This window comes from Gardnerella greenwoodii 00703Dmash (assembly GCF_000263635.1).
Classification (GTDB): domain Bacteria; phylum Actinomycetota; class Actinomycetes; order Actinomycetales; family Bifidobacteriaceae; genus Bifidobacterium; species Bifidobacterium greenwoodii.
This window is the reverse complement of sequence record NZ_ADEV01000007.1, coordinates 171,779-196,433: the sequence shown is the minus strand read 5'-3', so window position 1 is coordinate 196,433 and position 24,655 is coordinate 171,779. Positions and strand designations below refer to the sequence as shown.

Sequence of the window (24,655 nt, the reverse complement as noted above, 5' to 3'; positions counted from 1 at the left end):
AAACCTCACCGATTTTACTCGCGAGCTAAGACAGCATTTAATACACACTAACGCAGAATCACAAGAACTTAAGCAACAACGCCTTTAGCAATAAGCTCGCGCGCAACCTCACGATACTCTTTTGCAGTCTTGTGCTCAGGAGCAAAAATAGTAATAGGTACTGCAGCAACAGTAGAATCCGGCAATTTAATAGAGCGGGAAATCACGGAGTGCAAAACTCGGTCTTGGAAAGCTTCGTAAATGCGCTGTAAGACTTCTTCGCTGTGCAAAGTGCGAGTATACATAGTAACCAGAACACCAAATACTTTAAGATTTGGATTAATTCGAGACTGCACTTTTTCAATAGATTGCATAAGAAGAGCAACGCCTCGAAGTGCAAAGAACTCTGCAGCCAGCGGAATAATTACGCCATCTGCTGCTGTTAGCGCGTTTACAGTAAGCAAGCCGAGGGAAGGCTGGCAATCCACAATAATAACATCGTACTCGTCTCTAACTTTACGCAATACGCCTGCGAGAATCTGCTCGCGGCCAACTTCTGTAACCAACTGAACTTCTGCCGCAGATAAATCAATATTAGCCGGCATAATATCAATATTTTCGGTTTCAGTATGACGAATTACGTCGTGAACGTCTACTGACGAATCGAATAATGCTGTATAAACTGTGTTGTCAAGCGCATTTGCGTTAATGCCAAGACCAACAGTTGCAGCACCTTGCGGATCGAAATCAACAATTAAAACGCGACGACCATACTGGCTTAAAGCTCCAGCAATGTTAATAGAGCTGGTTGTTTTACCAACTCCACCTTTTTGATTGCACATAGCAATAATTCGCGCAGGACCGTGAGAAGTAAGCGGCTCCGGCGCATGAAAAGTCTCGTATTCGCGTCCAAGTAAATCAGTAGGCATGTTCCCCACTTTATCAACAGGTATACTCACGAAACTCTGAGCATAAAATTATCTAGCACGAGGATGACTCATTACATACGCTTCAAATAAAGCATCTGGGCTAATATGCGTGTAAATTTGCGTAGTTGTTACAGAAGCGTGACCAAGAAGCTCTTGAACTGTGCGCACATCCGCACCACCTGCTATTAAATGCGTAGCAAGCGAATGACGTAAAGTATGTGGGTGCAATGGGCGTCCAAGTTTTGCGCGCTCCCCTGCTTCAACAACCACAAACCATGCTGATTGGCGAGATAAAGCATTGCCACGTTTATTTAAGAAAATAGTGTGCAATTCTTTCTTGCCTTTTGAAGATAATATTGGGCGAGATTTTTCAATATACTTACGAATAGCCCTAATTGCGCAACCACCAATGGGAACTAAACGCTGTTTTGCGCCTTTGCCAGTAAGTTTTACAACGGAGTCGTCTAAATCAATATCTTCAAATTTTACGCCTACTGCTTCTGAAATTCGCGCTCCTGTAGCGTACAAAAATTCTAGTAAAGCTGCGTCTCTAATCGAAATAGCGTCCTCGCTACCAAAATTTCCAGCAGCTTCAATAACACGATTTACTTCGTCAATACTTAGCACGTCCGGCAAGTAATCTGCCTGTTTTGGCGCTTTTACAAATGCTGAAGAGTCAGAGCTAATATCTCCATGAGCAAGCATAAAACGATGCCATTCGTGAATACTTGCAAGTCTTCTAGCAACAGTGCGAGATCCCAAACCTAATTTATGCAAAGTTCTAATATAGGATTCAATATCTAACTGCGAAATAGCGGTAATATCTTTGATTTTTCGTTCACTGTAAAGCCAAGATGCGTAATCTTGCAAATCTGAAGCGTATGCGGATACAGTTTTTTTAGAAAGACCACGCTCAATATCAATATGCGCAATAAAACGTTGAATATAAGGTTCAAATTCTTTAGGAATATTTCTTGTAATACTGCTTGTGTAACTGCCAGCAACACTGTTTTCAGCATTGTAAGAATCAATATTTTGGCGCATAAAGTTAATTATATCTAATAGCTATTTGTTCATATAGATTTTAGTACGAAAAAAGCCCACCGAAATGGGTGGGCTTAAAATCAAACTCTATTAAAGCAATCAGGCTTCAACTGGAGCGTTAACATCAGCTGGCAATGCAGCCTTAGCAGCTTCGACAACAGCCTTGAATGCTTCAATATCGGAAACAGCGAGCTCAGCAAGAGCGCGACGATCCAATTCGATGCCTGCCAAGTGCAAGCCCTGAATGAAGCGATTGTAGGTGATGCCTTCAGCGCGAACTGCAGCGTTGATGCGCTGAATCCACAACTTGCGGAAATCGCCCTTGCGAGCCTTGCGGTCGCGGAAGTTATAAGTAAATGAGTGGAGCAGCTGTTCCTTTGCCTTGCGGTAAAGACGGGAGCGCTGACCACGGTAGCCAGAAGCCCTCTCAAGAACAACGCGACGCTTCTTGTGAGCGTTTACTGCGCGCTTTACTCGTGCCATAAGTATTCCTCAGCTTTCTTAAAAATTTATGATTGCGTATTCGTTTACAAGCAATTCTTACTTGTTACTTACTTAACGAGCAAGCCCTTAAGCTTCTTGCTCTGCGCAGTAGCCAATACTTTATCTTCGGAAAGAGCACGACGTTTACGAGCCGACTTGTGCTCCAAGTTGTGGCGCATGGCGCTACCATCGTGCATCACCTTACCGGTACCGGTAAGACGAACGCGCTTGGACGCTGCGGAATTAGTTTTCATCTTCGGCATTGCTGCCCTCCTTGTGATGTTGATCGGATTGCATAGCATTTACTGCAGCTGCAGCCTGTGCCTGCACTTCTTGCTTTGCCGCAAGGCGTGCAGCCTGGCGAGCTTGACGCTCTGCACGAGATTCAGCGCCTCGACGACGCTGCTCAGACTGTGTATGAATCTTCTTGCCCTTTGGAGCGAGAGTCATAATAATATTGCGACCCTCTTGCTTCGGCGCAAACTCAACGGTGCCACTTTCAGAGACCTCATCCGCAAGTCGGCGTAACAGTTCAACGCCGCCAATTGGACGAGACTGTTCGCGGCCACGCAACATAATAGTGACCTTTACCTTATCTCCACCGTTCAAGAAACGAAGTACATGACCCTTTTTAACGTCAAAATCATGATCATCAATCTTGAGGCGGAAACGAATTTCCTTAACCTCAGCAGTGGTCTGATTACGGCGTGCTTCACGAGCCTTCATCTTTTCGTTGTACTTGTACTTACCGTAGTCAATAAGCTTGGCTACTGGAGGCTTAGCAGTAGGCGCCACCTCGACGAGATCGAGGTTAGCTTCCCTTGCAAGGTTTAACGCGACAGAGGTTGCGATAACTCCCACCTGCTCGCCTTTTGGACCAATAAGGCGCACCTGAGGGACTCGAATCTCCTCGTTAATGCGTGGTTCGTCGCTAATGATGACTCCAATCCTTCTAAATACTGGTAGAATGCAATACACCAAGAAGTCCAGGAGTTTAAGGATTCAACACTTCACATCAATAAAACGCGTAAAAATACACGCGGCAAGTAGCTTAAACAAAGCCAACTCGCATGAGCGAAGTAATGAACCCGAAACCACAGTAGGCTTCCAGGTGGGGACATCCCACTTTCTTGATTACTCAAGCCAAATGTTCAGTATACTACACGCCTTGACAAATAACCATTGCGCAAATTGTTAATGGACTTGCTTACGCAACTTGAACAGGATCAGGCTTTAATCCATCGTGATTAAAGTACACGTCATACCAGGTCAAGAAAGTGTAAACTGTCCAAATCTTACGACGATCGTCAGTACGCTTAGCATAGTTGTTATCAATCATTTGAAGCAAAGCGTCACGGTCGAAGAACTTTGCTGCGTCGTCACTTTCAAAAGTTTTGCGCACAATCTTATAAAAACGCTCTTCGCGCAACCAATCTTTAACTGGCACTGGGAAACCAAGCTTTTCGCGGTCATACCAAGCTTTAGGCAAATGACGTGCAGCCGCCTGACGGAAAGCAAACTTCGTATTTTCATCAGTAATCAAATACTTAGTAGGAACCTGCTCTGCAACATCCATAAGCATGCGGTCAAGCAAAGGCACACGAAGCTCCAAAGAGTGAGCCATTGTCATTTTATCTGCTTTAAGCAAAATATCTCCCGGCATCCACTGATGCATATCGAGATACTGCTTCTTCTTAACTTCCGAAAGACCCTTACCTAAAATTCTGTTATAAATAGCGCCAACAATATCCATAACATGCGGACCTTTACGGTATTCAGGCTTCAAAAGTTTTACAGCATCTTCTTCGTTGAAAACCTTTGACTGGCCAATAAAATGCTCCTCAGCTGGGGCCAAATTAGCGTACAAATGCCATGCTCCGTGGAAATGCTTTCCTTTTGCCGCCCTACCAATTGCATAACGCAACTTTTTTGGCAACTTTGCAAGCATACGAGTTACAACTTTAATAAGCTTGGAACGCGTGTGAACACCATAATCAATGTATCCTGCAAATAATTCATCTGCGCCTTCGCCGCTTAACACAACGCGTAAATCTTGCGAAGCTAACTTAGCTAGGAAGAACAATGGAACGCAAGAGAAGTTAGAATCAGGTTCGTCCAAATACCATTGAATCTGCGGGAAATAGCGGAATGCGTCTTCAGCGTCAATAATTTCAGACTTATTATTTAAGCCAATAATTTTCGCCAATTCTCCAGCCTGCTTGGACTCGTTATAACGTCCGCCAGCAAAACCAATTGAATACGTGTGCTCTGGGCGAGCAACAGCAGCAACATAGCTAGAATCTACACCTGAAGAAAGGAAGGAACCAACTTCAACATCTGCAATCTGATGAGCTTTAACAGAATCGCAAACAGTTTTATCAATCAAATCCACAAGCTCATTCAAATGCTGCTTGCTTTCACGGAAATTAGGATCGTAATACTGTTCGATTTTCATCTCACCATTTTTATAGGTGAAGCAATGGCCTTCAGGAAGCTTAAACACGCCCTTAAAGAAAGTCTCACTAATTGCAGGATACTGGAAAGTCATAAAAGGCTTAAGCGCATTTTCGTTAAGTTCCTTCTTAAAATCCGGGTGACGAAGAAGAGATTTAATTTCGGAACCATACATAAAAGTGCCATTCATTTGCGCATAATAGAAAGGCTTAATACCAAAATGGTCGCGAGCGCCGAACAATTCTTGAGTTTGCTTATTCCAAATAACAAACGCAAACATTCCGCGCAAACGCTTAAGTAAATCCTTACCCCACTGTTCGTAACCGTGCACTAATACTTCTGTATCGCAATCAGTGTGGAAAGTGTGACCAGCTTTAATAAGTTCTTCTCTAAGTGGCTTGTAGTTATAAATTTCACCGTTGAATGTAACTGCAAGATTTCCGTCTTCGTTATACATTGGCTGAGAACCGCCGTGAAGATCAATAATGCTTAAACGACGAAATCCCAATGCTGCATGATCATCAATCATTGTGCCATACTCGTCAGGCCCACGGTGAGCAATTACATCCGTCATATCTTTAACAATTTGTTCTTTGACGTTAATTGGGGTGTCATTAATGAACCCAGCAATTCCGCACATTTATTTCTCCTCGTAAGGTGCACAACACAAGTCATATTATTTTCCGACAAATTATTTTCCCGCTACTAATGCAGAAAATCTATAATATCTTGGAAAATCTAGTCTGATATTCAATGTTACATCAAGCGCTTTATGTTATTGAAAAATATCAAGCAAAAACATAACAAAATACTACTCAATACAGCGTTTGTAAACTATTGTTTGGAAGCCTTAAATAGATACTAATAGCGCGTTATTATGATGATATGGAACCTTTGCAACGCTGCGTAGTACTAGCAGCAGGAGATTATTACGACAATACACGTGAGCATGTGCCTGATCGCGCACTGACTATTGCTGCAGATGGTGGATGGGATCATGCATGCGAATTAGGTTTGCATGTAGATGCTCTTATTGGAGATTTTGATTCCGTGCGCCTTAAGCTTCCTACCGACGCAATTATTACACGTTTGCCATCGGAAAAAGACGATCCAGATTTACTTTCCGCACTAAAAGTTGGATGGTCTAAAGGCGCTAGAGAATTCCATATTTTTGGCGGCTTAGGCGGACGCGTTGACCATACGATTTCCAATATTCAGCTTATGGTTCGCTTAGCTCGTCGCGGTGGAATTGGCTTCTTATATGGCGACGGTCAAATCGTTACTGCTATTCATGATGGTTCACTTGATTTCCCAGCATCAAACGGAAGCGAATCGCGCATAGTTTCAGTGTTTTCACACACTCCTGTTTCAAATGATGTAAACGAGACTGGCTTAAAATATCAGCTTGAGCATGCTGTTATGCATGGCGACGCCGTTCAAGGTTTAAGCAACGAATTATTAAACGACACACCAGCGCATATTGATGTTCATGAAGGAACACTTATTGTAACCTTCCCAATTAACGCTCCTTTGCCGCAAGTTAGCTGGTTCAAGAGGCCTGTTGGAGATTTAGGTAAGATTGACACTTCTATTTCTGAAGCGTTAGCTGTTCCTCTGGAAAGTGAAGCAACTCCAACTGACTCAACTACTGCAGCTGCAGAGTCTATGACTTACAACGATTAGACCTTAAACTCTTTACACATTACGTGTGCTGTTCTGCAACTTTTCGTACAGACCGCACACTAAAATGAACACCGTTAATTCAAATAACGATGACCACAATGCGTGAGTTTTCATCGCGAAAATAGCGCGACTTAAACGTTGCGCACGAGGTCTCACTCAAGGGAGAACCACATGACAGTCAAGATTGGTATTAACGGTTTCGGTCGCATCGGTCGTCTTGCATTCCGTCGTATTTTTGAGCTTCAGGCTCGCGGCGGTCAAGCCGGTGATATCGAAGTCGCAGCCATCAACGATCTGACCACTCCTTCTATGCTCGCCTACTTGCTTAAGTACGACAGCACCCACGGCACATTCCGTCACGATGACGGCACCCCAGTTGAGGTGACTTCTACCGAAGACGCAATCGTCGTAGATGGTAAGACTTATAAGGTATACGCCGAGAAGGACGCCAACAACATTCCATGGGTTAAGAATGATGGCGTTGAATTTGTGCTTGAATGCACCGGTTTCTATACTTCTGCAGAAAAGTCCCAGGCTCACTTGAACGCTGGTGCTAAGAAGGTTCTTATCTCCGCTCCTGCTAAGGATGAAACCACCCCAACAGTCGTATTCGGCGTAAACCATCAGATTTTGAAGGCCTCCGACAACATTGTTTCCGCTGGTTCTTGCACCACCAACTCCATGGCAGCCATGGTTAAGCTTTTGCAAGATAACTGGGGAATTAAGTCCGGCTTCATGACCACAATCCACGCTTACACCGGAACTCAGATGATTCTCGACGGCCCACGCGGCTCCAAGCCACGCAACAACCGTTCTGCAGCTTGCAACACTATTGAGCACTCCACCGGCGCTGCTAAGGCAATCGGCAAGGTTGTGCCAGAAGTTAACGGCAAGCTCCAGGGTCACGCACAGCGTATTCAGGTTCCAGATGGTTCCGTTACCGAGTTGACCACTGTTCTTGAGAAGCCAGCTACTACTGAAGAAATCAACGAAGCCTTCAAGAAGGCTTTTGAGAACTGCGAGTACTTCGGCTACAATGCCGACAGCATCGTGTCTTCCGACATCATCGGCGACACCCACGGTGGCGTTTTTGATCCAACTCAGACCGATGTTAACACTGTTGACGGCGTAACTTTGGCTCGTACCGTTACCTTCTACGATAACGAGTGCGGCTTCACCGCTAACATGATTCGCACCCTTCTTTACTTCGCTGAAATCTCCGAGTGATTTTATCCAAGTAAAAATCAGAAATAATCTGATTTTGTAAGGTTTATTAAACCCCTTGTGCTGCTTTCTAAGCTCACAAGGGGTTTATTATTTAAATTTACATTAAGTCAATAGTTGGTATAGCATATCATGTAACACAAAATTGCTACTAAGTCACGCAACATAAGGGGAACGCAATGAGTAAAAAACATGCAGAAACCGGCAAAGCAACTCCTGCTATTGCTCAATTAGAAGAAGCCGGAATCAATTTTAGAATTGCGCAATACGAGCATGATGCAGATCATATGGATGACGGCTATGGGGTTGAAGCCGCTGAAAAACTTGGAGTAAGCGCCGCTCAAGTGTGCAAAACACTTATGGTCGATACTGGCGAAAAGCGAGTAGTTGGTATTGTTCCAGTAAATGGAAGACTTAATATGAAAGCAATTGCTGCAGCTGTTCATGCAAAGAAAGCTAGTATGACAAGCCCAGAAGTTGCGCAACGTGAAAGCGGATACGTGGTTGGCGGAATTTCGCCGTTTGGTCAGAAAACACATCATGAAACAGTTCTTGACACTAGCGTAATGCAATTTGATGAGATTCTTGTTTCTGGAGGAAAGCGCGGATTGGACGTGGTGCTTAATCCTCAAGACATCGTAACATTGTTAAATGCAACCGTTGCAGATATTGCAGCATAAGTTTGCTGCAACTGGATTTAGCATAAGCTAGGCGTGAGCTAGTATAACGTCTTGGCAACGTGCGATAATCCCTAAGGTTGTTAATTAATCGTTAAGGAGTACCATTATGGGTATGCGTGGCCGCAAGCGCAAGGCGCGTCGTAAAAAAGCAGCAAATCACGGCAAAAGGCCAAATGCTTAAGCTGTAATTTTTGCTTATAAATACTATAAAGCCCGCTTCTACGCGGGCTTTTTGTTTTGATTATCTGCATAAATCTGCAAGTTCGTGCTTTAACTGAGTTCTAGCACGATTAAGCCTACTCATAACAGTACCAATTTTTATGCCTTCTTCTTTGGCAATCTGCTTATAAGATTTCCCATTAATAGCAGCCTCAACAAAAACTTTTCTGCGATCAGGAGTAAGAGTTCCTAAAGCTGCAATAATCTCCTTAGGAGCAAATCCTTCAAAATACTCTTGTTCCGCAGAAACCAATCCACTTGGAGCATGATTAGAAGCTTCGTAAATATCCCAATCGTTATAATCGCCAGTTTTATCGTTTGCTCGCTTAGGCGCACGCTTTTCTTTTGCGTATTGATTAAAATACAAATTGCGCTCAATCCTGTTAATCCAAGCTGAAAAATTTGTGCCAGTATGAAAAGTTGAGAAAGATTTTAGCGCACGCTCAAAAGTATCTTGTACTAAATCTTGAGCATCCTGCGCATTATTGGTTAATCGCATAGCTTGAGTGTATAAAGAATCAACACATGGAGTAATAAGCTGCTCAAATTGCTCATATTTACGCTTAACAAGCGCGCACTTATTAGACTTACTCATAACTTAATAATACTTTTTACTTTGCACATAGATTTGCAAATATCTTGACGAATTGCTTTATGAATCGCTTGACGAATCGCTTTGTAGATTGCCCGCGCGCCAAAACCCGCCATTGCGGTAATATTGTGACTATGCCAACAAATATTAAAGAATTGTTAGATGCTTTAAATGCAGCGCCATTCCAAGAGGAAAACACTCCACTTTCAAAATCGTGGCTGCTTGGTTTCGATACTGAAACAACCGGAGCAAATATTGGTAAAGACGCAATAGCTTCCGCAACCTTGGTTTTAAGAAATCCTTCTTTGGGGCACGATGGCGACGCTGTTTCTACATGGCTAATTAACCCTCATCAGCCTATGAATCCTAAAGCAAGCGAAGTAAACGGTTTCACAGATGAATACCTTCAGGAATACGGCGGAGAGCCTGTAGAAGAGCTTGAGCTACTTGCACAAGCAGTAAGCTTGGCTCAAGAGAAAAATATTCCACTGTTGGCTTATAACGCGCCGTTCGATGTTGCTATGCTTCGTCATGATTTGAATCGTTGGCAACTAAAATCTTTAAATCAGCGACCAACTTGCAGCATAAGCACTCTTAGCGCAAACGATGTTCTTACAGTAGATCCGCTGGTTATTGATCGCGCTGTTTCTATAAGACCTGGAAAGCGCACCTTAACTCTTACTTCCCAATTCTATGGAGTTGAACCAATTGGTGACTTCCACGATGCAACTGCAGATACTGTTGCGGCTCTTGATTTAGTTGCACCTATTTGCAATGCGTATGAGCAAGTTGCAAACATGACATTAAGCAACCTAATGAGTTGGCAGAGAGAAGCATATATTCGTTGGAGGGACAGTTTTAACAAGTGGCTTGAATCTCATGGCCGCGAGCCAATTCGTGGAACTTGGCTTTAAAACTTGTTTATAATAAACAATTTATAACCCAAATTGAATTATTGCTTAAAAATATTTACTTATGTTTAGCGAAAAGAAAAATATGACTATGCACAACACGTTGTCACTAACAAGCGCAAGTAAGCTTTTGCAACAATATGGCTTGTTGCGCGAAATGATTCAGCATCACGAGTCACAAGATTTGGCTTCCAATAGCGAACAATCTACAGACTCTACTCATTCCCGTAATGAAATATGGTCTTTAAATCCGTATTATTTTGCCAATGTTGATGCAGACGAGTGTTTTGCTCATGCAACTTACGATACTCGCGATATTAAGCCTGGAACTTTGCTTTTTATTAAGGGCAATTTTAAGCCTGAATATCTTTTAGACGCAGACAGCAAAGGTCTTAGCGCATACGTTGCTGAGCAAAGTTACGCTGAGTACACAAATGCCGTTGGCTTAATTGTTACAGACGTGCGCAAAGCAATGAGCATACTTTCTGCAGCATTCTTTGGAAATCCTCAAGAAAAACTCACAGTTGTTGGAATTACTGGAACTAAAGGTAAAACAACTACCGCATACTTTACTCACGCTATTCTAAACGCGCATTCTGGCTCAAAAGCAGCATTATTCTCATCCGTAGATAACTGCTTAGACGGTGTTAATTACGTTGAATCAGATTTAACAACTCCTGAAAGTTTCGACGCTTTTAAAATGATGCGCGAAGCTGTAGATAACGGCATGAAATACCTTGTTATGGAAGTTTCTTCACAAGCTTATAAGGTAAATCGCGTGTACGGACTTAAGTTTGATGTTGCAGCTTTCTTAAATATTAGTCCGGATCATATTAGCCCTATTGAGCACCCAACTTTTGAAGATTACTTGTATTGCAAGCGTCAAATTATTGCGAATACTAAGCGATTGGTATTAAATGCGGATGCTGATCACGCAGATCTTTTGTTGCAAGACGCAGAACGTAATAATGTGCCTGTAGCAACTTTTGCAAGAATACAAAAAGATGAAATAGAAAACAGCACTTGCGAAGTTATAAATAGTGACGATTTAGAAGATAATCACACAGATTATTGCGCATCTGTTAACGACGACGACTATTCAGAGCTACTTACGCCTGACTACATTGCAATTCCTGCAGAAAACAGTGAGTCACATTGCATTTCTATTAGAGATACGGACGAAAATAGCAATGATGAAGACGTACACTACTCTACCGTTGACGACTTTTCGCTCGCAATTGCTGGAGATTTTAATTACGAAAACGCTTTAGCAGCTATTGCTATTGCTGGAGAACTTTCAATCAATCAGGAAACTGATTTAGCAGCACTGAAATCTATTGAAAATATTAAGATTCCTGGACGCATGGAAGTATTCAAAGACGCACAGTCTAGCACAATTGCGGTTGTTGATTACGCGCATAATTATATTTCCACTAAAGCACTTCTTGATTTTGTTGATGAACGTTTCGGTAAAGAAAATCCTAGAATTACGCTAGTAACAGGATCTGCAGGAAATAAAGCTTACGATCGCCGTAAGGAAATCGTCCAAGCTGCTCAAAATCGTATTTACCAGTTTATTTTTACAACTGAAGACACAAATACAGAAGACGAAATGGATATTTGCAAAGATATGCGAGGATACATAACTAACGAAAACGTTAAGTCGCATATTATTATAGACCGTCCAGATGCAGTTGAGTACAGTGTTGACGACGCTCGCAAAAGCTTTAATCGCGAAGAAAAATTCAACGTTATTCTTTTGATTGGCAAAGGCGATGAGCGTTGGATTAAGCACGAAAACAAGCATGTGCCTTACGAGGGTGATTCAGAAATCATAAAACGTCTTTTTACGCTTTAACATTAAGTATTGCAAAAACGTAAAAGTAAACGCTACGAATACACGTTAAAAATACATGCTACAAATAAACGTACAAATAAACCATAAAGAAGACACAAATGACTAATCAAAAATTCCAACCAGTGCTGCTCGGCAGCGATATTAACGCTTACGGAATGGCTAGAGCATTCCACGAAGCATACGGTATTACTTCTATAGCTTTTGCATATTTCCAACTTTCTCCTACAAAATTTAGCAAGATTATTGATGTGAGAATCGTCCCAAATTTTGGCGAGCTTACAACATTTCTAAACACAATGCTTTCGTTTGGAAAATCGTGGAAGGAAGAGAACCCAAATACTAAGCTTCTACTTATTCCTTGCGGAGATGTTTACGCAAATTTGTTAAGCCAGTGCGGAGAAAAATTGCGCGACTATTTTGCCTTCCACACTTTGCCAAACGAATTAAACCGACAGCTTAGCCTTAAAAGCTCGTTCTATAAAACTTGCGAAAAATACAATCTTCCTCATCCAAAAACTAAAGTAGTAAACGCTCAAGAAGTAGCAGAGCACGCTTATGAAGATCTTCCATTCAACTTCCCTATTGCAATGAAGCCTGCAGATAGCGCCAAATGGCTTAAAGTTGATTTTGAGGGGCGTAAGAAGGCTTTTATTATCGACACACCTAAGGAGCTTGATACTCTTATTAAGCGCTCTTATAAAGCCGGTTACGATGGCGAAATGATTTTGCAAGACTTTATTCCAGGAGACGATAGCCGTATGCGCGTTCTAAACGCATACGTAGACAGCGAACACCACGTTAGAATGATGTTCTTAGGCCATCCTTTGCTAGAAGACCCAACGCCGGAAGCTGTGGGAAACTATGCTGCTATTATTCCTGACTACAATATGGAAGTTTTCCGCAATATTAAAGCGTTCTTGGAAGATATTCATTACGTTGGCGTAGCTAATTTTGATATGAAATACGATGAGCGCGACGGAGAGTATAAACTTTTTGAAATAAACTTGCGTCAAGGCCGCTCAAGCTACTTTGTGACTTTAAACGGCTTCAATATTGCGAAATATTTTGCGCAAGATTTGATTTTCCATGAGCCTTTTGACGGAAATACTGTGTTTGGTCGTGGAGAAAAATTGTGGATGGAAATTCCACGCTCTATTTTCTTAAATTACGTAGCAGAAGGCGAAGAAAAGAAGCGTGGTACTAGTATGATTCGTCGCGGCGATTGGGGCACTACGCTAGAATATAAGAAGGATATGAACCCACTACGCTGGCTTATGATTCGTCATATGTTTTCAATTTACAAGAAACGCTATGCTGAATTTTTCCGCAATAAGGCGTGAAATACTCCGGCACAATATGGGTTCCGAAAGGAAAATTACACGATGAAACGGCCGTTTTTTGCTGTACTTGGCGGAATGGGTACTCTTGCAACAGAAAGCTATATTCGTTTACTGAATAAAGAAACACATGCGCATAATGATCAAGAGTTTTTGGATTATGTGGTGTTTAACGACGCTTCTGTGCCAGATAGAACGGCTTATATTGTTGGTAATTCCGACGAAAATCCATTCCCTGTTCTTGCGGACGATATTCAAAAAGCAACGCAAATGGGAGCTTCTTTTATTGTATTAACATGCAATACGGCGCATTATTTTTACGATAAGTTCCAAGCGCTTACCAACGTTCCTATTATGCATATGCCTCGAGGAGCTGTGGCTGAAGTTGCTCGACGCTACCCTACTGCTCGTTGCAAGCGCATTGGATTTTTAGGCACTGAAGGATCGCGTAAAGCGGGAGTGTATCAGCATGCTATTGAAGAAGCAGGATACACGTTTGTAGCTCCAGACGACGACTTGCAGAAACGTATTACTTCGCTTATTTACGATGACGTAAAAGGTACAGGAGACCTTGATTTTCACCGTTACGAATCTGTTTTAAGCGATATGCTAGACCCTGCAGGAGCATGCCGTTGCGATGCGCTTATTTTAGGATGCACAGAGCTTAGCGTGCTAAACGAAGCTTTCCCACTACCTCAAATACCATTGGTTGACGCTCAAGCAGTGCTTGTAAAAGACACTGTGCAAAAAGCTAAATCTTTGCGAAATTAGCAAATTAAGCAGCTAAATAAAAGCTTAATTTTTCAGGACTCGTCAATATTCGGGTGAATTGCAACGCGCTGATCTTTAGGCTTTTTTAAATCAGGATTCACATGCTCAACAAGCATTGTGCGAGCATCTCCTGCCGTAACAAAGCTTCCGCAAATAAGCACTCCGTGACCGTAGCCCACGCCAAGCTCATCGTCTTCATCAACAAGATTCACAGCCGTTTGAATAGCATCCGGAAGCTCGTCAACGCGAATCACACGATCCCTGCCAAACACGCCTACAGCAATCTTTTCGAGCTCTTCCGGATCCATTACGCGGTCGCGCCAAGAATTACGAGTCACAATAATCTTCGTCAAAATAGGCTCAAGAACACCCAAGTATTCTTCAACCTGCTTATCTGCCATCATTGCCACAACGCCAATAAGCTGCTCAAAATGATAGTTTTCTTCAATAGTTTCACGAAGAGACTCAGCAGCATTCACATTATGACCACCGTCAACAATAATCGTCGGCGAAGTACGAACCTGCTCAATACGACCCGGAACCTTAACCTGACTTAAAGCTTCAGCAACCAAATCGCCATCTAAAGCTCCATTTACCGGTAGCACAACTTCAGCCGCAGCGAGCGCCGCCAAAGCATTATGCGCCTGATGCTTACCAAACTTATCTATTGGAACATCCTCATAAGTGCCAAGAGGCGTGCGCAAGGTAACAAGCTGGCCGCCAACTGCAGGAGTACGAGAAACAACTTCAAGCTCGCCGTCACCATAAGAAGAATCGCGCAATAATTTAGCATTATTACGCTCAGCAACTTCTTTAATAATTGGCAAAACCTTATCTTCATGCGGTTGAGGACCTAAAATTACAGTGCAATTTGGCTTAATAATGCCAGCTTTTGTGCGAGCAATCTCTTCAACAGTGTTCCCAAGCCACTGCATGTGATCCATGTCTACAGGCCCAATAATTGCAGCATCCGCATTCATAACATTCGTAGCATCCCATTCGCCACCCATGCCAACTTCCATAACAGCAACGTCAACAGGAGCGTCCGCAAAAGCCCAAATCGCCATGGCTGTAAGCACTTCAAAGAAGCTCATTTTTGGCTTACCTTCAGCCTCCATGCGAGCATCAACCATGTCGATAATATCTTTCATTTGATCCCAAACGTCAATAAAATCGTCATCGCTGATTTCTTGGCCGTCAATCATAATGCGCTCATTTATGCGCTCTAAATGCGGAGAAGTGTAAAGACCAGTGCGCAAACCGTATGCTCTGCACAACGACTCAGCCATGCGAGCAGTAGAACCCTTACCATTCGTGCCAGTAATATGAATAACGTGCATAGACTTTTCTGGATGCCCAAGAATATCGAGAATTAAGCGCATTCTGTCTAAATCAAGATTAGTTTTATTATGCTCAGGAGCGCGGCTCATAATATTACGCTCAATATCAACAATTCGCTCATTATTGCGATTTGGATGTTCCATAGACATAACTGCACTCCCCTAATTTTGTGCTCACTTACTCATTTTCCAAATATATAGATTAGTTTATGCCAACAACAGAAACCCAATAAAATATTGTGACAATATTCACATAACAAAACTTTCATTAACACACTTTGTAAATTACATATAAAATCTGAGCTTTTTAAGACAAAAAACTCGCATAAAACAGTAAATAAGACTATGTTAGTTATTGTCTAGTTTAATTCCTAGTTTATTTTTATTTACACACAAAAAGAAGTGTTAAGGAGTCGCATAATGGCAGAAAATACGCCAACAGAGCACGGTGAAGAATTAAAATCTGACGGCACGCAAAAGGCGGAAGACCGCGTTAACAATCGTTCTCTTCGACCAAATAGCGATTCTTTTAAAGATTTTATGACAAGCAGCTGGGATAATCAGGAGCCAGAAGTTAAGCCTCTTGAATCCAGCAAGTACATTCCAGCACGTTTAGAAGCACTTTCTAAGCGCTTCCCAGGAGAACGCTTAGTTATTCCTGCAGGACAGCCAAAAGTGCGCAATAACGATTGCGATTACGCTTTCCGCCCAGACACGACTTTTGCCTACTACACTGGCTTGGGCCAAGATTACGAAGCCGGAGCTGTGCTTGTTATGGAACCGGTTGAAAAAGACAGCGAAGAAGCAAAAGCTGGTAAAAATCATATTCCAGAGCTTTTTGTGGCTCCACGCGCAGATAACAGCACCTCAGCATTCTATAAAGATCCACACTACGGAGAATACTGGGTTGGTCCACGCGCAGGCTTGAAGGAACTTAAAGCCATGACCGGTATTGAAACGCGCGATATTGCTGAACTCGACGATGCTATTTCCAAGAATGTAAGCGACGATGCAAATGGTGAAGGCGTTCGCGTTCGAATCATTCGAGAAACCGACTCGGAGCTTACCGCAAAAGTTGAAACAATGCGCGAAGCAAGCGGATTTACGGACGAAGACGCTAATAGTTCCGCCGACGACAAGCTGCACGAATTTGCTGCAGAAGCACGAATGCTTAAAGACGATTACGAAATTCGAGAAATGCGCAAAGCTGTTGCCGCAACAAAGCTCGGTTTTGACCGCATGCTTACTAGATTGCCTCAAGCGCTTGGAAAAGAACATTCCGAACGCATGGTTGAAGGCGCTTTTAACTCTGTGGCTCGCGAAGAGGGCAACGAAGTTGGATACGACACGATTGTTGCTTCCGGCAAGCACGCGCCAATTTTGCACTGGATGCGAAACACAGGCGTAGTTTCTAACGGAGAACTGCTTCTTATTGATGCAGGCGTTGAAGTAAACAGCCTCTACACCGCTGACATTACGCGCACTTTCCCAACAAACGGCAAATTTACTGACTTGCAAAAGAAGCTTTACCAGTGCGTTCTTGACGCTCAGCAAGCCGGTTTTGAAGCAGCAAAGCCGGGCGCAACCTACTCCGACATTCACCACGCTTGCATGCGAGTATTAGCAGAGCATTTGCACGAATGGGGAATTTTGAAGGTAAGCGTTGAAGAGTCACTATCTCCAGAAGGACAGCAGCATCGACGCTGGCATGCGTGCGGAGTTGCTCATCATCTTGGCTTAGACGTACACGACTGCGCTCAAGCACGCTACGAGTCTTATCAAGGCGCAAAAATTACTCCAGGAATGATTTTTACGATTGAACCAGGATTGTATTTTGCAGCTAACGATTTAATGCTACCGGAAGAAATGCGCGGTATTGGCATTCGCATTGAAGACGATGTGTTAATGACAGAAAACGGTCCAGAATGGCTTTCTATTGACATTCCAAAGCAGATTGACGATGTAGAAGCCTGGATGGCTGAGCAAGCTCGCAAAAGTGATATTTTTCAGCATTAATCAATAAATTAAAATAATAGAAAAATATAATAAAACGAAATAATAATAAATATAGTACGCCAGCATAAGTTAAGTTAAACGTACGCAATATAGCACTTATGGTGCGCTCTATAGAAACGTAACATGCATTGCGCATGTTACTTATCGCAAGGGCACACCATAATTGTTTATGTAGCATTTTTACAAGCAAAATTTGCATCAAAATGCTTTTGAAGAAGCGAGAAGATATTTAGTAAAAGTATAGCTCTACAAACTTGCTGCACTGACGCGCGCGAAAGGAATATTATGACTAAGCCAATTGTTCTTTCACTCGGCGAACTTTTATGGGATTTACTTCCACACGGAAAACGTGTTGGCGGAGCGCCAGCAAATTTTGCATATCATGCACAGTGCCACGGAGCGCAAAGTTGCATGATTAGTGCTGTTGGTCAAGACCAACTCGGCGACGAGCTGATTGACAAAGTGAACAAAGCTGGAATCACTTCAATTATTCAACGCAACGCGTGGCCAACAAGCACTGTGGAAGTAACGCTAAAAAAGGGAATACCAGAGTACACTATTCTGCGAAATATAGCATGGGATCATATTCTTTACACTCGAGAACTCATTGATTTAGTAGAACGAGCAGATGCGGTATGCTTTGGCACTCTAAGCTTACGTTCTCAAGAAACTCACGACACAATTTTACAATTGTTAAAGCATACTAAGCCTGGAGCAATGAAGTTCTTCGACATAAACATTCGAAGCGACCACTATTCTAAGGATCTTATTGATACTCTTCTTCAGCAAGCCACCGTTTTTAAGCTTAACGATTCTGAACTGTTCCTACTTAGAGACATGTTCAATATTCGCGACACTTCAGACGAGGAAGCTTGCAAGTGGTTCCAAGCTCGTTACGCACTAGATTATGTGATTCTTACAGGCGGCTCTACTTTTAGTACGATTACTACTAGCACCGGAGAAAGCTCTACTATTCCAACGCCACACGTTGATGTTCTTGACACAGTTGGTGCTGGAGACTCGTTCTCAGGAACATTCGCAGCACATATTCTTAAAGGCGAAAGTCTTGAAGAAGCGCATCGAGCAGCCGTTAATACCGCTGCATTCGTATGCACTCAGGAAGGCGCGTGGCCAAAGTATCCTAAACAAATACCGGATTATTTAGCAAAAGCCGGAAAATAAAAAATAAAATTTAACTCATAAAATCAATAACGCCACTTCATAAACTTAATGAAGTGGCGTTATTTAGTTCGTGGGGCCTCAGGGGCTTGAACCCTGGACCGACGGATTATGAGTCCGTTGCTCTAACCGACTGAGCTAAAGCCCCACGCTAACAAAGTTAGCAACGACTAGATTAGCACATACCCATAAACGTCGCCAACCTAAGTGAGTCGAACTCAAATAAAAAGCATCACACGCGCTCAGTTCGTCCGGAAGCAAAATTATCAAGAGCACCGGTTGCGCGCAAAGCCAAGTAAACAAACCACACAAGCACGCCGGAAAGCAAAAGACCACTTACAAGCTCAGTAATCATATGAATCGTAATATAAGTAGGAGCTTTACCCTGATACTTAGTGAAGGTTAAGAACACACCATACTCAAAAGCCACAAGCAAGCCAGAAAGAACACTCAAAGTCAAATTAAACTTTCGATACTTAGCAATCAAGAATGGAATTTCCGCAAAAACACCCTGCAGCAAAGCAGAAACAACAGTATCCCTAATATTAAAAGGCGATCCAAGCAAAACCTGCACAAAAGCTGCAACAACATTCACATACACTGCAGAACCAGGCTTACGAATTAAAAGAAGCGCAAGAGTGCCAGACAAATACCACACGCCGTGCGTAATACTTGCGAAACCAGGAAGAACTGCCGCATTAAGAGTACGAATTATTGGAATAAACACCAAGCCGTATCCGCACAAAATAACGCCAAAAACAGCAGATAAAGCAGCTCCCAAAGCAATATCTGCCACACGCCAGCGCAAATTAGCAACAATTGAAGGCTCCGGATTAGCTTTAGCATTCGCACTATCCGTTACAGGAGTTGCAGAAGTTGCAGAATCTACAGAAGTAGATGATTTCGTTTCATCACTATCAATACTATTATCAATATTCGTGTTAAAAATATTGCTCATAAGAAATCCTTTATCTTAAAAATGCTGCGCATTGTAAATACTTAACTGAGCACTTCCTGACCTACGCAACCCGGGCAGAAGCACCAACGAGTAAGTCTATCACCTTAAACAAAAGAAACACATGCTATAACAAATTTGCGTTATCAAAGTAAGTTATAACGCAATATAAAACCGCAGAAATCTAGGATTATAGGCCAAAACTTTAGCAAGATGCAATCAAAAACAAAAAACACCGCTGAAATTTCAGCGGTGCTATAATTTGTACCCCCTAAGAGAGTCGAACTCTTGTTGTCAGATTGAAAGTCTGGTGTCCTAACCGTTAGACGAAGGGGGCTTCGAACCAAACCATATGATACTAACACTCAGAAAAGAGTCGCGCAACTTACGGCGTGTTGAGATTAAGTACGGCTTAATTGCGTGCGTGTTTACGGTGTTTATGAGATGTGGTTATGAGATGTGGCTGTGAGAGATAGGAATTACTTATCTCGCAGCGCTACGCTCGTGTTTGCTGTTGCGCGAGTTTGTGGGGATTTCTTTCCTCGCACGTCCCGTCCTTCGGGCGCTCTGGCTGTTAAAGGCGCTTAGTGTGTTCGCCTTTCTTAAAGAATGTAGCTTCTCAGTCCTCTTTTAGTGCTCGTAAAGAAATCCCCCAAACTCTGCGTGCTAATTCGTTAATAACCGTGCCTTATCGCAGAGATTTTTCGATTTTTCTTCTTCGCTCGACGAATCAGCAGCCTTCGGCTCTGACGTTCGCCTCGCTCAGTGCGAAAAATCTCAAATCTCACCACACGAATATTCCTGCAACTAAAGTAACGCAATTAAGCTGCGGGTGGGTGCGTAGATAGGAGTGCTTGGTGTGGCGTGTGCAGCAGCGATAATACTAGTGTTCGCTAATCAACAGAAATCAGCGTCAGCAGAGCACTGGTGCAAAGCCTCACAAGCATCGTTCACAAAGCACTAATGCGCGGTAGGTGAAGTCGTGAATCGTGCGACCAGCATCCAAACCTTTACGCTCAAAATTAGTAAGAACTCGACCAGCAAAGCGCTCAGATTCGTTAAAATCTGCGTGTGGAAGAGCTGCTGCAGTATCGGCAGTACCTTTTCCAACATGCTCAATTGGAAGACTTACTTTTAATTCGCCAATGTTCGCGAAATCTTCGCGAGAATCCATAACTTCGTGCACGTGCAAAGCATAGTCCTCAATATCTGTAGCAATGCGCCAAACACCCTCTTTACGCAACGCCTGGTGGATTGTAGAGGCAAGCTCTGGTTGCACAATACGACGCTTATGGTGACGCATCTTAGGCCATGGATCCGGGAAGAAAGTCCAAACTTCTTCTAAAACTCCGCGGTCACAAGCTGCGAAGAAATCAGGAGCGTTAATTTGCGCAATACGAAGATTAGTTAAACCTTGTTTTCCAGCTAAAAGCATTGTGTGAGCAACGCCTGGATCATAAACTTCAAGCGCCAAAAAGTTAGTTTTCGGCAAACGTTCTGCTGCAGCAACAACGTTTTCGCCCTGACCGGAACCGATTTCAACAATAAGCGGATTATTATTGCCCCACTTATCTTTGATCCAATCATGCGTAATGTGCAAATTTTCGCGCAATCTAAAAGAGCCAGGAGCTTCAGTAACATCTAATAAGTACTGACTTGCATAACGCTCCTGAGCGTGCTGTAAACGCGCATCTAAGCGTCCAGAACGACGCACAAACGACAATACAGTGCGTTGCTTGGCTTGCATAGTGTTTTCGTTTTCATTTTCACTGCTCATTAGATTACTTTCGTTATTCGGCATACGCTTTTAGTTAAATTCACATGACTTTAGTCATGCTCGAACTCTTGTTTTATGCTACCAAAAAGTATAAAAAAGCAGCGAAAGTGTTAAACAAACGCTGCTTAATTAAGATTTTTATTTCGTAATACGCTTTAAGAGAACAAGTCTCGAGCAGTATTTCCGTTTGGAGCATCCTCTACTTTAATATTCACTTGTGCAGGACTGAGCAAGAACACGCGAGGAGTTACACGCTCAATAGAACCACGCACGCCGAATACTACGCCAGCAGAGAAATCAACAATGCGATACGCCACAGACTCAGTTACGCCAGTTAAATTAAGCACTACTGGAACGCCATCTCTTAAAGCGCGACCAACCATTTGCGCATCGTCATAAGACTTTGGATGAATGGTAGTAATACGGCTCATGCGATTAAGACTTGCGCGAGCAGAAGTGCCACTAGAGCGAGAATCGTCTCCGTGCTGCGACGCAACAGGTGTTACCGATCGATCGTTGTCAAAGGAAGTTTCTGGAACATCAGCTTCAACATAATCATCATCTTCTTGAACATCTGCCATACCAACGTACGACATTACGTTCTTCATAAAGCTAGCCATGAAGCCACCCTCCTCTCGTTACACCTAACGCAAAAAATCAGGAATATCTAGTTCATCCGGTTCAGAAGACTGCGGCTGAGCAGGTTCTGGATTAGATGCATACTGCTGATTTGCTGCAGTATCAAACATAGAAGGCACAGAAGCAGGCTGCTCTGCTTGTGTAGCAGCAGATTCTTCCCTCATAGCAGAAGTAGACTTTGCTGGAGCAACAGACTTTACATCTGCCTGCATATCAACAAACTGGCCGGCTGTTGCTGAAGATTCTTCCGACTTAGAGTGAGCGTCGAAACCTGCAGCAATAACAGTCACACGTACTTCGTCACCGTAGGAATCATCCAAGGAAAGACCCCAAATAATTTGTGCTTCTGGATGAATAGCCTTACGAACAAGCTCAGTTGCAGCAGACGCTTCTTGAAGCTTCAAATCGCTTGGGCCTGCGATGTTAATCAAAGCACCGTGAGCACCTTCAATGCTTTCCTCAAGAAGAGGCGAGCTGATAGCGATTTCGGCAGCCTGAGTTGCACGATCTTCGCCCTTTGCAGAACCGATGCCGAAGAGTGCTGTACCTGCGCCGCGCAAAATAGCGGTAACATCGGAGAAGTCCACATGAATGTACGAATTTGTGGTAATCAAATCCGTAATACCTTGAACGCCAGCAAGCAATGCGGTATCTGCCGTCTTAAATGCTTCAATAATACCGATTGTGCGATCCGAAATTTCCAAAAGACGATCGTTTGGAATTACGATTAACGCATCAACTTCTTTGCGAAGATTTTCGATACCAAGTTTTGCAGATGCAGCACGCTGCGGGCCCTCAAAACCGAATGGACGCGTAACAACTGCAATAGTTAAAGCACCCTGCTGATGCGCAGCACGAGCAACTATTGGGCTAGCACCAGTGCCTGTACCGCCGCCTTCGCCGCAGGTAACGAACACCATATCAGCGCCCTTAAGTGCTTCTTCAATATCTGATTGATGATCCTGTGCAGCTTTTGCACCCTTCTCAGGATCAGCACCAGCACCAAGACCTCGGCTTGAAGCGTCCGATAATGAAATCTTTACATCAGCATCAGAACGCAGTAAATCTTTAGCGTCAGTATTAATGGCTACAAATTCTACATTCTGTAGACCCTCGCTGATCATCCGATTGACGGCGTTACCGCCGGCACCACCGACGCCGACTACCTTGATGATGGTTTTGTCGTTGAAATTGTCAGTCTGGGCAATCTCGCTCACCGTTTTCTCCTGTCACTCACGCACGTTTACACAATATTTTAGCGCAAAACGCTCGATACTGACGACGTTTTAACAATAAACTGAAAAAATGTCACTGATTTGATAATACACCGGGCTATATGCAAATATACATAGCCGGTAATTTTCTTTGAATAATCACAAGATAATCGCAAAATAATCAGCATATAAAAATGGCCAAAAGCCTAGAAAAACCTAGTAACTAGCGTCCATTGGGTCGTCGCCAAACAAGGCTTCGCGCTCTTCGTGACTTGTAGTACGAGAATCCAACCAACCGTATGGCAAATGAACTTTTTTAGCAAAACGCACGCGTCCGCGCGGCGTGTCTAACACTTGTTCTGGTAGGCGAAGAGAACCGTCGAGCATGTTGAGATTGCGCTTAATATCATCAATAGACTCGCATTCCATAAAGTTTTTGCGAGTTCCTCCCCCAACCGGGAATCCCTTTAAATACCAAGCAATATGCTTACGCAAGTCGTGAACAGCCATACGCTCGTCGCCATCATAAAACTCAACCAAAAGTTCAAGATGGCGCAAAATAACTGAGCCAACTTCCGCCAAAGTCGGGTTAACGCGCTCACTACTGCCCGCACAAGCGTTACGAATATCTGCAAAAATCCAAGGCCTACCTTGGCATCCGCGACCAATAGCAACGCCTGCGCAACCAGTTTCTTTAAACATTGCAAGCGCATCTTGCGCACCCCAAATATCACCGTTTCCAAAAACGGGAATATTAAGCGCCTCAACAAGCTCACCAATACGCTGCCAGTCTGAATGACCGCCGTAATATTCTGAAGTTGTGCGAGCGTGCAAAGTTACGGCAGCGCATCCTTCTTCTTGAGCAATATGACCAGCTTGCATAAAAGTTTCATGATTCTCGTCAATACCAACGCGGAATTTTGCCGTAACTGGGATTCCTGCAGGTTCGCAAACAGAAACAACGCGATGCAAAATTTCTTGCAACAAATCAGTTTTCCAAGGAAGAGCAGAACCGCCGCCGCGTCTTGTAACTTTAGGAACTGGGCAGCCGAAGTTTAAGTCAACATGGTCAGCCATGTTTTCATCAACAACAATTCGAGCAGCTTGTTCAACAATAGAAGGATTAACACCATAAAGTTGCAGCGAGCGCACTTTTTCGCTAGGCGCAAAACGGCAAAGTCTAAGAGCTTTTGGATTTCGTGCAACTAATGCTCTAGCCGTAATCATTTCTGCTACATAAAGGCCGTCCGGACCAAATTCACGGCAGATTACGCGAAATGGCCAGTTAGTAATTCCAGCCATTGGAGACAAAACAACAGGAGTAGCAATATGAACTTTCCCTAAATCCACTGGTTTTATAGAAAAATTCAT

The 24,655-nt window shown here is 43.2% G+C and carries 23 protein-coding genes and 2 tRNA genes; 10 read left to right on the top strand and 15 right to left on the bottom strand.

Annotated features, from left to right (window positions below; genetic code table 11):
• Positions 1 to 68 precede the first annotated feature (68 nt).
• The 6 genes from NG78_RS02725 to asnB all read right to left on the bottom strand — a co-directional run bounded on the left by NG78_RS02725 (position 69) and on the right by asnB (position 5,529).
• The gene (locus tag NG78_RS02725; RefSeq protein WP_004134586.1) at positions 69 to 908 is read right to left on the bottom strand and encodes a ParA family protein; all 840 of its coding nucleotides are present in this window, start codon (positions 906 to 908) and stop codon (positions 69 to 71) included.
• Between the two features lie 48 nt (positions 909 to 956).
• Complete coding sequence (locus NG78_RS02730) at positions 957 to 1,952, bottom strand: site-specific tyrosine recombinase (protein ID WP_004134584.1); 996 nt, start codon at positions 1,950 to 1,952, stop codon at positions 957 to 959.
• 99 nt (positions 1,953 to 2,051) lie between these two features.
• A complete protein-coding gene (rplT, locus tag NG78_RS02735; RefSeq protein ID WP_004105106.1) occupies positions 2,052 to 2,435 on the bottom strand; it encodes a 50S ribosomal protein L20 in 384 nt (127 codons plus the stop codon).
• A gap of 68 nt (positions 2,436 to 2,503) precedes the next feature.
• Positions 2,504 to 2,698: a 50S ribosomal protein L35 gene (gene rpmI, locus NG78_RS02740; protein ID WP_004128670.1), complete on the bottom strand. Its 195-nt coding sequence runs from the start codon at positions 2,696 to 2,698 to the stop codon at positions 2,504 to 2,506.
• Positions 2,679 to 3,416: a translation initiation factor IF-3 gene (gene infC, locus NG78_RS02745; RefSeq protein WP_019260841.1), complete on the bottom strand. Its 738-nt coding sequence runs from the start codon at positions 3,414 to 3,416 to the stop codon at positions 2,679 to 2,681. The genes rpmI and infC overlap by 20 nt, the downstream gene beginning before the upstream one ends.
• A 226-nt stretch (positions 3,417 to 3,642) precedes the next feature.
• Positions 3,643 to 5,529 (bottom strand): asparagine synthase (glutamine-hydrolyzing), encoded by a 1,887-nt coding sequence (asnB, locus tag NG78_RS02750; protein ID WP_004134583.1) that lies wholly within the window; start codon positions 5,527 to 5,529, stop codon positions 3,643 to 3,645.
• A gap of 245 nt (positions 5,530 to 5,774) precedes the next feature.
• On the opposite strand from asnB, the gene NG78_RS02755 reads away from it, so the two are divergent.
• The 4 genes from NG78_RS02755 (at position 5,775) to NG78_RS06250 (ending at position 8,657) form a co-directional block, all read left to right on the top strand.
• Positions 5,775 to 6,572, top strand: a complete 798-nt coding sequence (locus NG78_RS02755) for a thiamine diphosphokinase (protein ID WP_004134582.1) — start codon at positions 5,775 to 5,777, stop codon at positions 6,570 to 6,572.
• 171 nt (positions 6,573 to 6,743) lie between these two features.
• Positions 6,744 to 7,799 (top strand): type I glyceraldehyde-3-phosphate dehydrogenase, encoded by a 1,056-nt coding sequence (gene gap / locus NG78_RS02760; protein ID WP_004134581.1) that lies wholly within the window; start codon positions 6,744 to 6,746, stop codon positions 7,797 to 7,799.
• A gap of 176 nt (positions 7,800 to 7,975) precedes the next feature.
• The gene (gene ybaK, locus NG78_RS02765; RefSeq protein ID WP_004134580.1) at positions 7,976 to 8,476 is read left to right on the top strand and encodes a Cys-tRNA(Pro) deacylase; all 501 of its coding nucleotides are present in this window, start codon (positions 7,976 to 7,978) and stop codon (positions 8,474 to 8,476) included.
• Positions 8,477 to 8,582: 106 nt separating this feature from the next.
• Positions 8,583 to 8,657 carry a 50S ribosomal protein bL37 gene (locus tag NG78_RS06250; protein WP_369803150.1) on the top strand — a complete coding sequence of 25 codons (75 nt, stop codon included), beginning with the start codon at positions 8,583 to 8,585 and terminating at the stop codon, positions 8,655 to 8,657.
• 60 nt (positions 8,658 to 8,717) lie between these two features.
• Here NG78_RS06250 and NG78_RS02770 read toward each other — a convergent pair whose 3' ends face one another.
• Positions 8,718 to 9,290, bottom strand: a complete 573-nt coding sequence (locus NG78_RS02770) for a sigma-70 family RNA polymerase sigma factor (protein ID WP_004134577.1) — start codon at positions 9,288 to 9,290, stop codon at positions 8,718 to 8,720.
• A gap of 131 nt (positions 9,291 to 9,421) precedes the next feature.
• Here NG78_RS02770 and NG78_RS02775 point away from each other — a divergent pair, with 131 nt between their 5' ends.
• The 4 genes from NG78_RS02775 to NG78_RS02790 all read left to right on the top strand — a co-directional run bounded on the left by NG78_RS02775 (position 9,422) and on the right by NG78_RS02790 (position 14,164).
• Positions 9,422 to 10,201 carry an exonuclease domain-containing protein gene (locus NG78_RS02775; RefSeq protein ID WP_032837797.1) on the top strand — a complete coding sequence of 260 codons (780 nt, stop codon included), beginning with the start codon at positions 9,422 to 9,424 and terminating at the stop codon, positions 10,199 to 10,201.
• Positions 10,202 to 10,283: 82 nt separating this feature from the next.
• Positions 10,284 to 12,056 (top strand): UDP-N-acetylmuramoyl-L-alanyl-D-glutamate--2,6-diaminopimelate ligase, encoded by a 1,773-nt coding sequence (locus NG78_RS02780; protein WP_004134574.1) that lies wholly within the window; start codon positions 10,284 to 10,286, stop codon positions 12,054 to 12,056.
• Between the two features lie 98 nt (positions 12,057 to 12,154).
• Positions 12,155 to 13,396, top strand: a complete 1,242-nt coding sequence (locus NG78_RS02785; protein ID WP_004134571.1) for a carboxylate--amine ligase — start codon at positions 12,155 to 12,157, stop codon at positions 13,394 to 13,396.
• A 42-nt stretch (positions 13,397 to 13,438) separates the two neighbouring features.
• A complete protein-coding gene (locus tag NG78_RS02790; RefSeq protein ID WP_004134569.1) occupies positions 13,439 to 14,164 on the top strand; it encodes an aspartate/glutamate racemase family protein in 726 nt (241 codons plus the stop codon).
• Positions 14,165 to 14,196: 32 nt separating this feature from the next.
• On the opposite strand, the gene NG78_RS02795 is transcribed toward NG78_RS02790, so the two are convergent.
• Positions 14,197 to 15,654, bottom strand: a complete 1,458-nt coding sequence (locus NG78_RS02795; RefSeq protein WP_004134568.1) for a bifunctional folylpolyglutamate synthase/dihydrofolate synthase — start codon at positions 15,652 to 15,654, stop codon at positions 14,197 to 14,199.
• A gap of 270 nt (positions 15,655 to 15,924) precedes the next feature.
• Between NG78_RS02795 and NG78_RS02800 the strand changes: the two genes are divergently transcribed.
• Positions 15,925 to 17,520, top strand: a complete 1,596-nt coding sequence (locus NG78_RS02800) for an aminopeptidase P family protein (RefSeq protein WP_004134567.1) — start codon at positions 15,925 to 15,927, stop codon at positions 17,518 to 17,520.
• 285 nt (positions 17,521 to 17,805) lie between these two features.
• A complete protein-coding gene (locus NG78_RS02805; RefSeq protein ID WP_004134566.1) occupies positions 17,806 to 18,702 on the top strand; it encodes a carbohydrate kinase family protein in 897 nt (298 codons plus the stop codon).
• Positions 18,703 to 18,773: 71 nt separating this feature from the next.
• On the opposite strand, the gene NG78_RS02810 is transcribed toward NG78_RS02805, so the two are convergent.
• The 7 genes from NG78_RS02810 to dusB all read right to left on the bottom strand — a co-directional run bounded on the left by NG78_RS02810 (position 18,774) and on the right by dusB (position 24,655).
• Positions 18,774 to 18,847 (bottom strand) — tRNA-Ile (locus NG78_RS02810).
• Positions 18,848 to 18,931: 84 nt separating this feature from the next.
• Positions 18,932 to 19,657 carry an ECF transporter S component gene (locus NG78_RS02815; protein ID WP_004134565.1) on the bottom strand — a complete coding sequence of 242 codons (726 nt, stop codon included), beginning with the start codon at positions 19,655 to 19,657 and terminating at the stop codon, positions 18,932 to 18,934.
• 262 nt (positions 19,658 to 19,919) lie between these two features.
• A tRNA-Glu gene (locus NG78_RS02820) sits at positions 19,920 to 19,991 on the bottom strand.
• Between the two features lie 600 nt (positions 19,992 to 20,591).
• Positions 20,592 to 21,431: a tRNA (guanosine(46)-N7)-methyltransferase TrmB gene (gene trmB / locus NG78_RS02825; RefSeq protein ID WP_004134564.1), complete on the bottom strand. Its 840-nt coding sequence runs from the start codon at positions 21,429 to 21,431 to the stop codon at positions 20,592 to 20,594.
• Between the two features lie 155 nt (positions 21,432 to 21,586).
• Positions 21,587 to 22,051: a cell division protein SepF gene (locus NG78_RS02830; RefSeq protein WP_004134563.1), complete on the bottom strand. Its 465-nt coding sequence runs from the start codon at positions 22,049 to 22,051 to the stop codon at positions 21,587 to 21,589.
• A 24-nt stretch (positions 22,052 to 22,075) separates the two neighbouring features.
• Positions 22,076 to 23,287 (bottom strand): cell division protein FtsZ, encoded by a 1,212-nt coding sequence (gene ftsZ, locus NG78_RS02835; RefSeq protein WP_032837773.1) that lies wholly within the window; start codon positions 23,285 to 23,287, stop codon positions 22,076 to 22,078.
• Between the two features lie 213 nt (positions 23,288 to 23,500).
• Positions 23,501 to 24,655, bottom strand: a complete 1,155-nt coding sequence (gene dusB / locus NG78_RS02840; RefSeq protein WP_004134561.1) for a tRNA dihydrouridine synthase DusB — start codon at positions 24,653 to 24,655, stop codon at positions 23,501 to 23,503.

Excerpts from the sequence above, each read along its gene's own strand:
- NG78_RS02800 (WP_004134567.1), top strand. The coding sequence starts at position 15,925 with ATGGCAGAAAATACGCCAACAGAGCACGGTGAAGAATTAAAATCTGAC.
- trmB (WP_004134564.1), bottom strand. The coding sequence starts at position 21,431 with ATGAGCAGTGAAAATGAAAACGAAAACACTATGCAAGCCAAGCAACGC.
- NG78_RS02775 (WP_032837797.1), top strand. The coding sequence starts at position 9,422 with ATGCCAACAAATATTAAAGAATTGTTAGATGCTTTAAATGCAGCGCCA.
- rplT (WP_004105106.1), bottom strand. The coding sequence starts at position 2,435 with ATGGCACGAGTAAAGCGCGCAGTAAACGCTCACAAGAAGCGTCGCGTT.
- NG78_RS02795 (WP_004134568.1), bottom strand. The coding sequence starts at position 15,654 with ATGTCTATGGAACATCCAAATCGCAATAATGAGCGAATTGTTGATATT.
- NG78_RS02815 (WP_004134565.1), bottom strand. The coding sequence starts at position 19,657 with ATGAGCAATATTTTTAACACGAATATTGATAATAGTATTGATAGTGAT.
- asnB (WP_004134583.1), bottom strand. The coding sequence starts at position 5,529 with ATGTGCGGAATTGCTGGGTTCATTAATGACACCCCAATTAACGTCAAA.
- NG78_RS02770 (WP_004134577.1), bottom strand. The coding sequence starts at position 9,290 with ATGAGTAAGTCTAATAAGTGCGCGCTTGTTAAGCGTAAATATGAGCAA.
- NG78_RS02755 (WP_004134582.1), top strand. The coding sequence starts at position 5,775 with ATGGAACCTTTGCAACGCTGCGTAGTACTAGCAGCAGGAGATTATTAC.
- NG78_RS02785 (WP_004134571.1), top strand. The coding sequence starts at position 12,155 with ATGACTAATCAAAAATTCCAACCAGTGCTGCTCGGCAGCGATATTAAC.
- NG78_RS02805 (WP_004134566.1), top strand. The coding sequence starts at position 17,806 with ATGACTAAGCCAATTGTTCTTTCACTCGGCGAACTTTTATGGGATTTA.
- NG78_RS02780 (WP_004134574.1), top strand. The coding sequence starts at position 10,284 with ATGACTATGCACAACACGTTGTCACTAACAAGCGCAAGTAAGCTTTTG.
- NG78_RS02725 (WP_004134586.1), bottom strand. The coding sequence starts at position 908 with ATGCCTACTGATTTACTTGGACGCGAATACGAGACTTTTCATGCGCCG.
- dusB (WP_004134561.1), bottom strand. The coding sequence starts at position 24,655 with ATGAATTTTTCTATAAAACCAGTGGATTTAGGGAAAGTTCATATTGCT.
- gap (WP_004134581.1), top strand. The coding sequence starts at position 6,744 with ATGACAGTCAAGATTGGTATTAACGGTTTCGGTCGCATCGGTCGTCTT.
- ybaK (WP_004134580.1), top strand. The coding sequence starts at position 7,976 with ATGAGTAAAAAACATGCAGAAACCGGCAAAGCAACTCCTGCTATTGCT.
- NG78_RS02730 (WP_004134584.1), bottom strand. The coding sequence starts at position 1,952 with ATGCGCCAAAATATTGATTCTTACAATGCTGAAAACAGTGTTGCTGGC.
- rpmI (WP_004128670.1), bottom strand. The coding sequence starts at position 2,698 with ATGCCGAAGATGAAAACTAATTCCGCAGCGTCCAAGCGCGTTCGTCTT.
- NG78_RS02790 (WP_004134569.1), top strand. The coding sequence starts at position 13,439 with ATGAAACGGCCGTTTTTTGCTGTACTTGGCGGAATGGGTACTCTTGCA.
- NG78_RS02830 (WP_004134563.1), bottom strand. The coding sequence starts at position 22,051 with ATGGCTAGCTTTATGAAGAACGTAATGTCGTACGTTGGTATGGCAGAT.